The sequence below is a fragment of the Bordetella genomosp. 10 genome, from assembly GCF_002261225.1.
Lineage (GTDB): Bacteria > Pseudomonadota > Gammaproteobacteria > Burkholderiales > Burkholderiaceae_B > Bordetella_C.
Genome location: NZ_NEVM01000005.1, coordinates 746867 through 760597, shown reverse-complemented (window position 1 = coordinate 760597; position 13731 = coordinate 746867). Strand labels below are relative to the sequence as shown.

Genomic DNA, 13731 nt, shown 5'->3' with positions numbered 1-13731 from the left:
AGAGCGCAAGGCATGAACGAAGACCCGCGCGACGATGCCGGCGAAGCCGGCCGGACCGGCGGCGTGGACGATGCCGCGGGGGCGTCGCGCGCGGACGCGGCCGGCGCCGCGGCGGGGACGACGCCGCCGGTCCTGGCGCGCGACGCGGAGGGGCTGACGCTGCGCCTGCGGCCGGGCGGGGCGGTGCAGAGCCGCATGTCCCTGCGCCAGCCCGATGCGCTGGACCTGGAATACACGCGGCTGATGATGGGCTTCCTGCTGTTCGAGCCGGAGCCCGCGCACATCGTGCAGATCGGCCTGGGCGGCGGATCGCTGGCCAAGTTCTGCCACCGCTACCTGCCGCGCGCCCGCATCACCGTGGTGGAAATCGATCCCCGCGTCATCGCCTTGCGCGACGCCTTCCGCATACCGCCGGACGATGCGCGCCTGCGCGTGGTCCAGGGCGATGGCGCCGACTTCGTCCGGGCGCATGCGCAGACGGCCGACGTGCTGCTGCTCGATGGCTACGACGACAACGGGCTGCCCGCGCGCCTGCGCGGCCGCGAGTTCTTCGAGGGCTGCCGCCGCTGCCTGCGGCACCGGGGCATCCTGGTCGCCAATCTGCATCGGCAGGCGCCGGACTACGCGCCCTGCCTGCACGATCTCATGGCGCTGTTTCCGTCGGGGCTGCTCGAAGTGGCCGACGAGGACCTGGCCAATAGCATCGTCTACGCCAGCGCCGCCGACCTGGGCGGACGGCTGCGCGCCGATGCCATCCTGCGGCCGGACGGCCTGGGCAAGGAAGCCTGGCGCCAGCTCATGCCGACGTTCCGCATGATCGCGGCGACGATGGCCCTGCGTTAGCGCCGTGTCCCGGAGGGACGCGATTTGATGCGCGCGATTCCCTCGGATGCGGTATCGGGCGCTCAGGCGTTCAGGCGTTCGGGCGTTCGGGCATCCAGGCGTTCGCTTCCGCGGCTCGGCGCGTCAGCAGCGCGTCGAAGGCGTCGAAGATCCGGTCGATGTACACGTTCTTGAAGCGCAGGCCGTCTTCCTCTGCCTCCGGGTGCACGAGCATGGTCGCGTTGGTCTCGAACACCAGCACGCGGCCGTCGGACAGCAGCGAGAAATCGATGCCGCAGTAATCGAGGTCCATGCGCCGGCCGATGGCGCGCAGGGCGGCCCAGGCCCGGGCGCCCAGCGCCTGCCCGGGATCGTCCAGGAAGCGCCGTTCCTCTTCCAGCTTCCATGGCGCCGACAGCATGTCGGCCGAGAAATAATGCAGCAGCCATTGGCTGCCGATCGCCAGGTGGTAAGGGTAGGGCTCGCGGTCGATGAAGATCACGCGGTACTTCCGGTAATGGCCGTCCGGTGAACGGTACTCGTGATAGCGGGTCAGGTACATCTCGCCCAGCGCCGGCGGATCGGTGGCGTCGGCCGGGGAGGACAGCAGCACCACGCCTTCGCCGCCATGCTCGCCCGCCGGGCGCACGATGGCCGGGTAGCCGATGCCGGCCACCGCCAGCGCGGCGTGGATGGCGGGCGCCGGATTGGATTGGCGGTCCCAGCGCATGGTGGCCGGCACCAGGATGTCCTCGACGCCGTCGAGCAGGGCGCCCGTGCGCTCGCGGCGGGTGTGCTCGATGCGGTCCGGCGGATTCAGGACGGGACCGTGGTCCGTCGCCATGAAGCGCGCCTGTTCCTCGCGGCAGGAGGCGGCGCGGTCGGCGTCGGCGATGACGTTGAAAACGACGTCGTAGCGTGGCAGCCGGCGCGACCGGCCCCAGGCGATGCCGACCGTGCCCAGGTCCATGACCCAGCGCACCATGCGGTTCAGGCCGGGCGGCAGGAGGTGGCGGAAGGGCAGGTTGGCGCGCTCGCTGGAGCACAGGACCAGCACGGTGCGGCGGCGCATGGCCTTGGCGGCGAGGAAGGCGGGCTGGCGGCGGTAGGTCAGGTACAGGTTGCGGCGGCGCGCGTCGGCTTGGGCAGGCGGAGCCGGCTGGCCAGACGGCGCGGTTCGTTCTTCGTGGTCGGGCGCGCCGGGTTGCGGGGCCGGCGAGGCGGGCGGGTCCGGCTGCTGCCGCCCCAACTGGCGCAGCGACCAGGCCAGGCAGATGTGGGCGGCGCCCAGCCGGGGATCGACCAGCAGGGCTTTTTCCAGCCAGTGGGCGGCCGCTTCCCAGTGCCGGTGCTTGGCGTAGACCCGGCCGATCTCGAAAATGTCGATCGCGCGGCGCCGGCCGATGGCGTCCGCGCCGATGCGGGCGGAGGCGGCGTCGGCCTTCTGGCCGGTGGCGTCCAGCGACACGACCAGCGCCAGGTAGACGTCCGCGTTCAGCGGCAGCCGGGAGGCCGCCTGCTGCAAGGCGGATACCGCGTCGGCATGGCGGCCGGCCCGTTGCAGCGCGCGCCCCAGGACCAGCCATTCCTCGCCGGTGAACTGCGCGGCGGGGGGAATGATGGAATCGGCGGTGGCTGGCATGCGTCTGGCCCGGCGGACGTGGGGGTGCCGGAATGTATCGGCCAGTGCCTGAATTGCGCCTGTTTCGCGGGGCCGGCGGCGCGAAAGTCCTTGGTCTTTTCACATTCGCGGCTGTTTCGCCCGGCCGCCGCGGCGCCGGACGCCGCAATTGTCCGTCCCGCCATCAGCCAGGAAATCAGCCGAAGCGTCGCGCGGCGTCCAGGGCCAGGCCGGCGCCGATGCTGCCGAACAGGTCTCCCTCCACGGCGCGCGCGTCGGGCAGCAGGGCGGCGACGCGTTCGCGCAGCAGGGGCAGGCGGCTGGAACCGCCGGTGAAGAACACGGTGTCGACCTTGCCGGCGGCCGCGCCGGCGTCGCGCAGCAGACCGGCGACGGTGGTTTCGATGCGGGCGATCAGGGGCGCCGTGGCGCCGTCCAGCACGGCGCGGTCGACGGCCAGGTCCAGGCCGGCCTGGATGCGGTCCAGCACCAGCCGCGTTTCCGGCGCGTCCGACAGCGCGATCTTGGCCTCTTCGATCTGCAAGGCCAGCCAATGGCCCTCGCGCTGCTCGATCAGGCGGAACAGGAGATCGATCTTGTCCCGTTCGGCGGCATTGGCGCGGATGTAGGCCAGTTGCTCGCGCGCCTTGGGCGCATAGACGAAATTGATGGTGTGCCAGGAGGCCAGGTTGCCGTAGACGGTGGAAGGCACGTCCTTGCCGCTGCGCAACTGGCTGCCCAGGCCCAGCAGGGGCATGGCGGTCTTCAGGTTCAACTGCCGGTCGAAATCGCCGCCGCCGATGTGCACCCCGCCGTGCGCCAGGATGTCGGCGCGGCGGTCCTGCGCCCGGGCGCGTTCCGGCCCCAGGCGGATGAGCGAGAAGTCCGAGGTGCCGCCGCCGATGTCGACCACCAGCACCAGTTCCTCGCGGTCCAGTTGCGATTCATAGTCGAATGCCGCCGCCAGCGGCTCGAACTGGAATTCGACGTGCTTGAAGCCGACCGCCGCGGCGATTTCCCCCAGGGTGTCCTGGGCCAGCTTGTCGGCGTCCGCGTCGTCGTCGACGAAGAAGGCGGGGCGGCCCATGACCACCGACGTGAATTCGCGGCCGGCGGCCTGCTGCGCGCGCTCGCGCAGTTGCTGGATGAAGCGCGTGAGCAGCACGCGGAACGGCACGCCGCGGCCGCGGATTTCCGTGTGGCCGTCGATCAGCGGACTGCCCAGCAGGTTCTTCATGGCGCGCATCAGCCGGCCTTCGTAGCCGGCGAGATAGTCGGCCAGGGCGCCGCGGCCGTAGCTGACGGTCTCGTCCTCGTCATGGAAGAAAATGGCCGAAGGCAGGGTGGGGCGATCGTCTTCCAGCAGCAGCAGCGAATGCTGGCCGGGACGCAGCCAGCCGACGGTGGAATTGGAAGTGCCGAAGTCGACGCCGCAGGCGCTGGCGGGAGAGGAAGCAGTCATGAAGGCAAATGCGCCGCGCCTCGCGCGGGAAAGGCGCAAGGGCGGAATCGGGAAAATGGGGAATGGCGGCGTGCCGGCCCGCCATTGTACGGCCTTCGCCCGGCCGGGCCGCCGGGCGTGGTGGCATCGGCCGCCGCCCCTGCGCATGTCGCTCAATTGCCGGCCGAACCGGTTTGCCAACGGCAAAAAAACACCCCAAGCGTTTTCACGCTTGGGGTGTGATCGGGATTGCCCGCTCAGGCGACCGGGCTGCCCGCCGGGCCGCCGGATCCGTCGGTCAGGCCACCGCCGCTTCGCCCAGCGCGGGCTCGATGCCGGGCGCGGCGGGGTTTTCTTCCAGGGCGCATTTCAAGGCGTCTTCGACGTTGTCCAGCAGCACGAACTTCAGCTTCTCGCGCGCTTCCCTGGGCACGTCTTCCAGATCCTTTTCGTTGCGCCGCGGCAGCATGACGGTGGTGATGCCGGCGCGCAGGGCGGCCAGCGTTTTTTCCTTCACGCCGCCGATGGGCAGCACCAGGCCGCGCAGGCTGACCTCGCCGGTCATGGCCACGTCCGAACGCACCGGCCGGCCCTTGAGCAGGGAGGCCAGGGCGACGAACATCGCCACGCCCGCGCTGGGGCCGTCCTTGGGCGTGGCGCCGGCCGGCACGTGGACGTGGATGTCGATCTTGTCCATCGCGTCGCCGCTCCACGTCTTGGCCAGCGTCAGCGCGGCCTGCGCCGATTCCTTCATCACGTCACCCAGTTGCCCGGTGAGGATCAGGCGTCCCGAACCCGGCACCTTGCTGGCCTCGATGAAGAGAATGTCGCCGCCCACCGGCGTCCAGGCCAGGCCGGTGGCCACGCCCGGCACGCTGGTGCGCAGCTTCACTTCGTTCTCGAAGCGGCGCGGGCCCAGCGTGGCCGCCAGGTCGGCGACGTCCACCGTGATCGGCGGCGCGGCGCCTTCCGCGATCTGCATCGCGACGTGGCGCATCACCGATCCGATCTCGCGTTCCAGGCCGCGCACGCCGGCCTCGCGGGTGTAGTCGCCCACGATGGCGGCCAGGGCCGCATCGGTGAGGATGGCCTGGCCTTCCTGCAGGCCGTTGGCCTCCAGTTGGCGGCGCACCAGGTAGCGGCGCGCGATCTGGATCTTCTCTTCCTCCGTATAGCCCGGGAGCTGGATGATCTCCATGCGGTCGCGCAGCGGCCCCGGGATGGTGTCCAGCACGTTGGCCGTGCAGATGAACATCACCCGCGACAGGTCGAAGTCCACGCCCAGGTAGTTGTCGCGGAACTTGTGGTTCTGCTCGGGATCGAGCACTTCCAGCAGCGCGCTGCCCGGATCGCCATGGAAACCGCCGGCGCCCAGCTTGTCGATCTCGTCGAGCATCAGCACCACGTTGGTCGTGCCGGCGCGGCGCATCGCCTGGATGATGTTGCCCGGCAGCGCGCCCAGGTAGGTGCGCCGATGGCCGCGGATCTCCGCCTCGTCATGGACGCCGCCCAGGGCCACGCGCTGGAACTCGCGTCCCGTGGCGCGCGCGATGGACTGCCCCAGCGAGGTCTTGCCCACCCCGGGCGGACCGGCGAAGCACAGCACCGGGCTTTTGCCGGTGGGATTGAGCTTGCGCACGGCCAGGTATTCCAGGATGCGGCGCTTGACCTTGTCCAGGCCGAAGTGGTCGTCATCCAGCACGCGGCGCGCCTCGGCGATGTCGATCGGCGGTTGCGGCGCCTGCTGCCACGGCAGTTCGGTCAGCCATTCCAGGTAGGTGCGCAGCATGGCGTATTCGCCGCCGCCCTCGCTCATGCGCTGCAGGCGCTTGAACTCCTTGGTCGCGTGCTTGAGCACGTCCTCCGGCATGCCGGCCTTGTCGATCGCGGCCTTCAGTTCCTCGACCTCGGCGGCCGTGTCGTCGCCTTCGCCCAGTTCCTTCTGGATCTGGCGCAATTGTTCGCGCAGGACGTGTTCGCGCTGGCGCTCGTCGAACTGCGCCTTGGTCTTTTCGCCGATTTCGCGGGACAGCTTGAGCACCTGCACGCGCGCGGCCAGCAGGTCGATGACCTTGTCCAGGCGGCGCGACAGATCGAAGGTTTCTAGGATGTCCTGCTTCTCGTCGGCCTTCACGTCCACCAGGTTGGCGACCATGTCGGCCAGCACGGCGGGCGATTCGATGCCTTGCACCACCGCGGCCAGTTCGTCCGGCACGTGCGGCAGCAGCTTGATGGCCTCGACCGCCTGCTCCTTCAGTTGCAGGGCGCGCGCTTCGATGCCTTCGGTCTTGGCTTCCTGCTGCTCGATGGTGGCGACGCGCGCCACCATGAAGGGCCAGCCTTCCAGGAATTCGAGCACGCGAAAGCGCGACTCGCCCTGTACCACGACGTGGTGGGTGTCGTCCTGGCCGGTGATGTAGCGCACGATCGGGCCTTGCGTGCCGACCCAATAGAGATCGTCGGGACCGACGTCGTCCTTCTTCGGATCGCGTTGCAGCAGGAAACCGACCGGCAGTTCGCTCTTGACGGCTTCCTGCACCGCCGCCACGGTGGCCGGGCGGCGCAGGGTCACCGGCGACAGGACGCCGGGAAACAGCACGGCCTCGCGCAGGGGCACGAGGATGATCGCATCCTGGGGCAGGCGCTTGAGCGTGCTGTTCGCGTTCGCCTGCGTGTCGGCGGGTGCGGCGCCGCCACTGGTCCGCGGCGCATCGTCGCCGGACCGCACTTGCATCGTGGGCCAGAACTTCATGGCGTTTCCTTTCTCTTGACGAGGGTGAGAACGAGGCAGCCGTCCGTCATGACGGGCGGTTGTGGCTCGAGCGCGTGCAAAGGCAGGGCGATGCGCCGCTCGAAGCGGCCATAGGGGATTTCGACGCGATGGATGTGGGCGGCTTGCGTTGCCGGCAGGCGTCGCGCGCCGGCAACCGTGATGCCGCCGGGTTCGTAGCCGACGGTCACCGCCGAGGCCGGAACGCCCGGAAGGGCGACGTGCACGATGATCGCTTCAGCGGTCTCGATGACGTCGATGGGAGGTTCCCACCGTTGCGGGTCGGCGGCGCACGCCTTGAAGAATTGCCGGTGCAGGCGGTCGGCCTGCTCCAGCATCGACAGGGCGTCACCCCACATCCAGGATGACAAGTCACGGGATCTCATGATGGCATGCCTCTCTGGTATGGGGGGTAGATGGCGACGCCGGGGCGTGTTTCAAGAGCATGGCGCCCCATACGCGCGCATGCGATGTGCCCGGGTTTGTTGGGCGCTGGAAGGGAAGGCTGCCGTCGAGGAGGGGACGGGCTGGCGGCGCTGGCTCCGGGCGGAGGCCCTTCCATAACGAGTAACAGTTTATTGCTGGAAGGGGGCGGGAATGCGCCCGCCCCGCGGACTCACAGGCCCATTAATCCGCGGTTTTGGCGGCGCCGAGGCAGATCTCTCGAATCCACTGCAAGGCAAGTAGGCTTGAGTAATCCTTCGTATGTAGATCTTACGTATGCTGGCGTTTGGCCGGGCGGATGAGGCATAGTGCGATCACCACCAGCGGCAAGGCCATGGCGACCCAGGATGCCCAATGCCAGGGGCCGGTGCCGAGCAGGGCCGCCAGCAATCCGAAGACGGTCAGCAGGCCCAGCAGGGTGGGAATCCGCCAGACAAACCAGAAATTGTGTGAAGCAGCCATGCCGATCCGATTCCTTTGATATCAGTCGCGGCTGATTATATTAAGAATCGTTATCAGTTGGCGAGCCGTATGCCGCGCAGGAGCCGCTCATGTCTCAATACCTGTACGTCGTGACCAGCCCCGAAACGCCCGGAAAGGCGTGGCTGCTTCGCTCCGTGCGGTCTCCCCTGGAAAGGGAGGGCGGGCAGGAGGAAGTGCCTCCGCCCGAATACACGATCGCGCATTGCGAGCCCGTCGCGCGCGGTTTCGCCGCCGAACAACTGGCGCACATCCTCTTGATGGAAGCCGGCTACCGGCCCGACGACAACAAGAACGGCTATGAAATCGCGCTGCCGGAGATCATCCAGTTGGTGAAGCGGGCCGCGCGGGAAATCAGCATGGCGTTCGGCGACGATGCGGCCGAACCGCCTGCCTCCAGCATGTGGAGCCCCGGATGCCTGGGGGTCGAAAGCGACGGCATCGAGCCGGGGGACCGCGTGCCCTGTGGACGCCGCTCCGGCGCGTGGACGCGCTGGCTGAGCGAAGCGCGGCCGCGCATCGTGCGCCGGTCCGGCAACTAAGTCTGGCCTATTCCTCGGGCCGGCGCCAGACCTGCCACGCGACCAACAGCAGCAGTCCCAAGCCCAGCAGCCCGCCGCCCGCCACGTAGACGGGGCGGGCCCGCTCGGCGAGGTTATGGTAATAGGTCACCGTGGCGGCGCTGGCATTCTGCGGCGCCCACAGGGGCGCCACGCTGAAGGCGAAGGCCAGCATGACCGCGCCCAGCAGCGACAGGAACAGGGCGGTCCAGCCCAGCCCGGCCCGGCGCGCGCCGCGCGGGGCCGGCGCCTGGGCCTTGGCGCGCTTGCCGGCCGCCGCGCCCTTGCTTTCCTTGGCGGCGGCCCTGGCCTCCCTGGCCGCGGCGGCTTCCGCCCTGGCTTCGGCCTTCTGCGCCTTGGCCTGTTCCTTTTCCGCCTTCTCCCTGGCCTTGGCGCGTTCCATCCGCTGTTTTTCCTTCAGGGCGCGGACGGCCTCGGCGCGCGCGGCCTTTTCCTCCGGCGACAGGCGCGGCCGGTTCAGCCAGGCCGGGATGGCGGCCAGCGCGGCCACCCCGCTCATGGCGCCGAACACCGCGGCGGCGGAAAGATGATTGCCGCCGGCCACCCAGTTGGGGGCGCCGTCGGTCAGCATGGAGGCGCCCAGGGCCATGTGCAGGCGGTCGCCCAGGAAATAGATCAGCGCCAGCGCGCCGACCACCAGCAGGGCCACGGCGATCGCCCCGGCCACGTTGCCGCGCCGTTCGTCGTCGAAGGCGACGACGGCGATGCCCACCAGCCGGATGCATAGCAGCGTGGCCAGCAGCAGCACGCCGGCCACGATCCAGGAAAGCGAAAAACCAAAAACGAAACGAGCCAGAACCAGGGCCATCGGAAAGCAGGCGAGCGCGGAAAACCGTTCAACATATCACATGTTGAACGGCGGGACGCGCGGGCGTCATCGCGGCGGCAGGGCGCGGGTGGGATCCACGGCGTTGCCGCCGCGGCGCAATTCGAAGTAGAGCTCGACGCGCTTGCTGTCGCTGTCGCCCATCTCGGCGATGGCCTGGCCCTGCTTGACCGACTGGCCCTGCTTGACCAGCAGCTTGCGGTTGTGCGCGTAGATGGTCAGGTAGGTGGACCCGTGGCGCACGATGACCAGGTTGCCGTAGCCGCGCAGCCCGTTGCTGGCGTAGGCCACGGTGCCGGCGGCGGCCGCGACGACCGGTGTGCCGGCCTTGTTGACGATGGACAGGCCGCGCGACTGGCCGCCGTCGTAGCCGCGCGCGACGGTGCCGGGGGCGGGCCAGATCAGCTTGATGTCGGTGATGGGTGCGCCGGGCGGCAGCTTGGGCGGCGCCGTTTCGCCGCCGCTCCCGCCACCGCCGCCGCCGCTCCCGCGCTTGACGGACGCGCCGCCCGAACCGCTGGCGGCCGAGCCGCCGGGCGGATCGACGCGCAGGACCTGGCCCTTGTCGATGCGATTGGCGCTGGAAAGGTTGTTCCAGCGCATCAGCTCGCTGACGCTGCGGCCATGGCTGCGGGCGATGCGGGTCAGCGTGTCGCCCGGCTGCACGCGGTAGTAGCCGGGGCCGACGGGGCCCTGCGAGGCGCAGGCGGCCAGCAGCAGCACCAGGGCGAGGCCGGACAGGCGCGCGGCCCACGGGCGTTGCGGGGCGCGCGAAGCGGGAAGGCGAAAGTCGAATACGGAGAAAACAGGCACTGGAAGGCGTCGGATTCCTGGGATCGCTGGGACCGGGGACAGCAAGCCCCCGGGAGTCCGAAGGGTACCAAGAAATGCCGACGCCTGCGCGAAGCGGCCTGCCGCGCCGGCGCGGACCGACGGCGTAGACCGCCGGCCCGCGGGGCCGCTGCGCCGATGGGCCTCAGCCGACCTGCACGGGGACGAAGATCTTGTCGTCGCCGCGCTGGACCAGCAGGGCCACCGTCTTGCCGGCCTTCTTCAGCGCATCGCGCACCTGTTGCACGCTGTGCGCGGGCACGCCGTTGACGGCGAGGATGACGTCGCCGCGCTGGATGCCGGCCTTGGCGGCCGGTCCGCTGGCCTGCTGCACCAGCAAGCCGTCGGTGTCCGCCTGCTCGCGCTCGTCCGGCGTCAAGGGGCGCAGCGCCAGCCCCAGCTTGCCGTGCGAGGCGCTCTGGTCGCCGTTGCTGGCCACCGACTCCGACTTGTCCAGGGTGCCGAGGGTGGCGGTCAGCGTCTCGTGCTTGCCGTCGCGCCAGACGTCCAGCTTCACCTTCTGTCCGGGCGACGCCAGGTTGATGACCGAGGCCAGGTCGCCGGAGGAGATGATGGCGCGGCCGTCGATGTCGCGGATGATGTCGCCCGGCTTCAGGCCGGCCTTGTCGGCGGCGCTGCCTTTTTCGACGTTGGCGATCAGCGCGCCGGTGGGCGTATCCAGCTTGAAGGAATCGGCCAGGTCCTGGTTGACCTCCTGCGCCATCACGCCCAGCTTGGCGTGTTCGACCTTGCCGTGCGCCAGGATCTGGTCCTTGATCTTGTACGCGACGTCGATGGGGATGGAGAAGGACAGGCCCTGGAAGCCGCCGGTGCGGGTGTAGATCTGCGAATTGATGCCGACCACCTGGCCCCGGTCGTTGAACAGCGGGCCGCCCGAGTTGCCGGGGTTGACGGCGACGTCGGTCTGGATGAAGGGCACGGAGGTGTCGTCCGGCAGCGAACGGCCCTTGGCGCTGACGATGCCGGCGGTGGCGGTGTTTTCCAGGCCGTAGGGCGAGCCGATGGCCAGCACCCAGTCGCCGACCGACAGCGCGCCGACGTCGCCGATCTGCACTACCGGCAGGTTCTTGGCGTCGATCTTGATCACCGCCACGTCGGTCTGCGGGTCGGCGCCCAGCACCTTGGCGTGGTATTCGCGGCGGTCGGTCAGCTTGACGACCACTTCCTTGGCGTCCTTGACCACATGGGCATTGGTCAGGATGACGCCGTCGGGGCTGATGATGAAGCCCGATCCTTCGCCGCGGATGGGGACTTCGCGCGTGACGTTGGGGCCGTAGGGCATCATGCCGGGGAACTGGCCGCCGAAGAACTGCGCCAGGGGATTGTCGTCATCGTCGTCGGCCGAGACCTTGCGCAGGCCGCTGACACTGATGTTGACCACCGCGGGGCCGTATTCACGGGTGATCTGCGCGAAGTTCGGCGGCGTGACGGTGCCGACCGCGGGCTGCGCCTGCTGCTGGATCGCCGGCGGCGCGCTTTGCGCATGCGCTGACTCGACCGCCGCGCTGATGCCGGCGCCGCCGATGGCGCCCGCGGCCAGCAGGGCCAGCGCCAGGCGGGTGGGGTGGAAATTGCTGGTTTTCATGTCGCTGCCTCCAGGCTGGTTGGGAACACGGCGCCATGGTGCGGCCGCAGTCTTAGGCCAAACTTAAGAAAGAGAGGAAAGCGAAGATGATGCGGCGGGGAGACCCGCGGCCGTGCGCCATCAGGCGGGAAGCCTTAGAGCGGGCGGACTTCAGGGCGGCGACGGCCGAGGACAGCGAAAATCAGGGCAACGAAAATCAGGACAACGCCGGGAAATCCACCTCCACGCGCAGGCCGCCCAGTTCGGGAGCCTGGTCCAGCCGCACGGTGGCGCCATGGCGTTCGGCAATGGCGCGGACGATGGACAGGCCCAGGCCGCTGCCCACCTCGTCGTGGTTGGCCAGGCGGTAGAAGCGGTCGAACACCCGCTCGCGCTCCGCTTCCGGCACGCCGGGCCCGCTGTCGTCGACCAGCAGCCGCGCGCCGCCGGGCGTGGACGCCAGGACCACGTCGATGCGGCCGCCCGGCGGCGTGTACTTGATGGCGTTATCCAGCAGGTTGCGCAGCAGCAGCGCCAGGGCGTCGCCGTTGCCGCGCACCCATGCCTGGGGGGCGCCGTCCATGCCGATGTCCATGCCGCGCGCGTTGGCCTCGGGCAGGACGTCGGCGATGGCCTGGCGGGCCACGTCGCCCAGGTCCAGCCGCTGCGCCGGCAGCGCGTCGGCCGCGGCGTCGTGGCGCGCCATGGAAAGCAGTTGTTCGATCAGGCGGCTGGCGCGTTCGATGCCGCTGCCCAGCCGTTGCAGGGCGACCCGGTGCGCCTCGGTGTCGCCGGGCCGTTGCAGGGCCTGCATCTGCAAGCGCAGCGCGGCCAGCGGCGAGCGCAGTTCATGCGCGGCGTCGCCGACGAAACGCTTTTGCAGGTCGAAGGCGCGGCGCGTGCGGTCCAGCAGCAGGTTCAGTTCGCGCACCAGCGGCAGGATTTCGTCGGGCAGGCCGCTTTCGCCGACCGGATCCAGCGCCTCGGGCTGGCGCGCCGCCAGTTCCGCGCGGGTGCGGCGCAAGGGCCGCAGCGAGGCGCCCACGACCAGCCACACCACCAGCATCAGCAGGGGCGCCGCGGCGGCGATCGGGCCCACGGTGCGCAGCGCGAGGGCGCGCGCGGTGTCCCGGCGCACCTTCATGTCCTGCGCCACCTGCGTCACCTGGAACGGCGTGGCCACGGCGTACACGCGGTAGGTCGACGCGTCCACGCGCACGTCGGAGAAACCGAGGACGACGGGATCCGGCAGCAGCTTGCCGGTGCGCGACTTGAACAGGCGCGCGCCGCTGGCGGTCCATATCTGGATGATCAGGTCGTCGGCCGGCGCGGCGTCGATGGCGGGCATGGGCGTGGCGCTGAGCAAGCCGTCGCCGGCCGTCAGCGAGGTGGCGGTGCTGACCAACTGGGCGTCGAAGATCTGGTCGGTCTGCTGCAGCGTGCTGCGATAGGCGATTACGCCCTGCACCAATGCCGCGACCAGGACGGCCGCCAGCAGGAAGAACAGCAGGCGGGCGCGCAGGGAGTTTCCCAGGGGAAGTTTCATGATTTGGGGATGACGTAGCCGACGCCGCGCACGTTCTGGATGAAGCGCTGGCCGAGTTTCTTGCGCAAGCCGTGTATGTAGACCTCGACCGCGTTGCTGCTGATCTCGTCCTGCCAGCTATAGAGTTTTTCCTCCAACTGGGCGCGCGAATAGATCATGCCGGGCCGCGCGATCAGCGGCTGCAGCACCGCCCACTCGCGCGCCGTCAGCATGACCGGTTCGCCGTTGACGGTGGCGGTGTGGGTGCGCGGATCGATGGTGACGCCTTCGTGCTCGAAGACGGGTTCGGCGCGGCCCGCGCTGCGGCGCAGGAGCGCGCGCAGGCGCGCCAGCAGTTCGTCCAGGTCGTAGGGCTTGACCACGTAGTCGTCGGCGCCGGCATCCAGTCCGGCGATGCGGTCGGCGACGGCGTCGCGCGCGGTGGCGATGAGGACGGGAACGCGGTTGTTGCGGGCGCGCAGGTCGCGCAGCAGGGCCAGGCCGTTGCCGTCCGGCAGGCCCAGGTCGAGCAGGACGGCGTCATACGGCGTAGTCCGCAAGGCCAGGTCGGCGCCGCGGGCATGCTTTTCCCAATCCACCGCATAGGCCTCGGCGCGCAGTCCGTCGCGGACGCTTTCGCCGATCATCTTGTCGTCTTCGACTAGCAGTACACGCATGGACAGGTCTCTCCACCGCGCGGCGTTTTCTCTCGTTTTGTAACTTCCAGAATCGTAATCCTCTCAAACGCGTGCGGTATAACAAATTATCCAGAAAAATCCTGCCCACCCTCGCCGGTGGGAATTAT

12 protein-coding genes are annotated in these 13731 nt (G+C 69.5%); 2 read left to right on the top strand and 10 right to left on the bottom strand.

What is annotated here, in order from left to right; genetic code table 11:
* Window positions 1-12: 12 nt before the first annotated feature.
* The gene (locus CAL29_RS19655) at window positions 13-843 is read left to right on the top strand and encodes a fused MFS/spermidine synthase (RefSeq protein WP_094854725.1); all 831 of its coding nucleotides are present in this window, start codon (window positions 13-15) and stop codon (window positions 841-843) included.
* 70 nt (window positions 844-913) lie between these two features.
* On the opposite strand, the gene CAL29_RS19650 is transcribed toward CAL29_RS19655, so the two are convergent.
* The 5 genes from CAL29_RS19650 to CAL29_RS19630 form a co-directional block, all read right to left on the bottom strand.
* Entirely contained in the window at window positions 914-2464 is a 1551-nt protein-coding gene (locus CAL29_RS19650; RefSeq protein WP_094854724.1) for a tetratricopeptide repeat protein, read from the bottom strand.
* Between the two features lie 175 nt (window positions 2465-2639).
* The gene (locus CAL29_RS19645; protein ID WP_094854723.1) at window positions 2640-3905 is read right to left on the bottom strand and encodes an Hsp70 family protein; all 1266 of its coding nucleotides are present in this window, start codon (window positions 3903-3905) and stop codon (window positions 2640-2642) included.
* Between the two features lie 277 nt (window positions 3906-4182).
* Window positions 4183-6636, bottom strand: a complete 2454-nt coding sequence (gene lon, locus CAL29_RS19640; RefSeq protein ID WP_256977595.1) for an endopeptidase La — start codon at window positions 6634-6636, stop codon at window positions 4183-4185.
* Window positions 6633-7040 (bottom strand): Hsp20/alpha crystallin family protein, encoded by a 408-nt coding sequence (locus tag CAL29_RS19635; protein ID WP_094854722.1) that lies wholly within the window; start codon window positions 7038-7040, stop codon window positions 6633-6635. Before CAL29_RS19635 ends, lon begins: the two co-directional genes overlap by 4 nt.
* Window positions 7041-7368: 328 nt before the next feature.
* A complete protein-coding gene (locus tag CAL29_RS19630; RefSeq protein ID WP_094854721.1) occupies window positions 7369-7560 on the bottom strand; it encodes a hypothetical protein in 192 nt (63 codons plus the stop codon).
* An 89-nt stretch (window positions 7561-7649) separates the two neighbouring features.
* Here CAL29_RS19630 and CAL29_RS19625 point away from each other — a divergent pair, with 89 nt between their 5' ends.
* Complete coding sequence (locus tag CAL29_RS19625) at window positions 7650-8120, top strand: GIY-YIG nuclease family protein (RefSeq protein ID WP_094854720.1); 471 nt, start codon at window positions 7650-7652, stop codon at window positions 8118-8120.
* Between the two features lie 7 nt (window positions 8121-8127).
* Here CAL29_RS19625 and CAL29_RS19620 read toward each other — a convergent pair whose 3' ends face one another.
* The 5 genes from CAL29_RS19620 to CAL29_RS19600 form a co-directional block, all read right to left on the bottom strand.
* Window positions 8128-8967, bottom strand: coding sequence for a hypothetical protein (locus CAL29_RS19620; RefSeq protein WP_094854719.1), 840 nt, complete (start codon window positions 8965-8967; stop codon window positions 8128-8130).
* 66 nt (window positions 8968-9033) lie between these two features.
* Window positions 9034-9798: a M23 family metallopeptidase gene (locus CAL29_RS19615; RefSeq protein WP_094854718.1), complete on the bottom strand. Its 765-nt coding sequence runs from the start codon at window positions 9796-9798 to the stop codon at window positions 9034-9036.
* A 163-nt stretch (window positions 9799-9961) separates the two neighbouring features.
* Window positions 9962-11422 carry a DegQ family serine endoprotease gene (locus CAL29_RS19610; RefSeq protein ID WP_094854717.1) on the bottom strand — a complete coding sequence of 487 codons (1461 nt, stop codon included), beginning with the start codon at window positions 11420-11422 and terminating at the stop codon, window positions 9962-9964.
* 196 nt (window positions 11423-11618) lie between these two features.
* The gene (locus CAL29_RS19605) at window positions 11619-12947 is read right to left on the bottom strand and encodes an ATP-binding protein (RefSeq protein WP_094854716.1); all 1329 of its coding nucleotides are present in this window, start codon (window positions 12945-12947) and stop codon (window positions 11619-11621) included.
* Window positions 12944-13603 carry a response regulator gene (locus CAL29_RS19600; RefSeq protein ID WP_094854715.1) on the bottom strand — a complete coding sequence of 220 codons (660 nt, stop codon included), beginning with the start codon at window positions 13601-13603 and terminating at the stop codon, window positions 12944-12946. Before CAL29_RS19600 ends, CAL29_RS19605 begins: the two co-directional genes overlap by 4 nt.
* Window positions 13604-13731 lie beyond the last annotated feature (128 nt).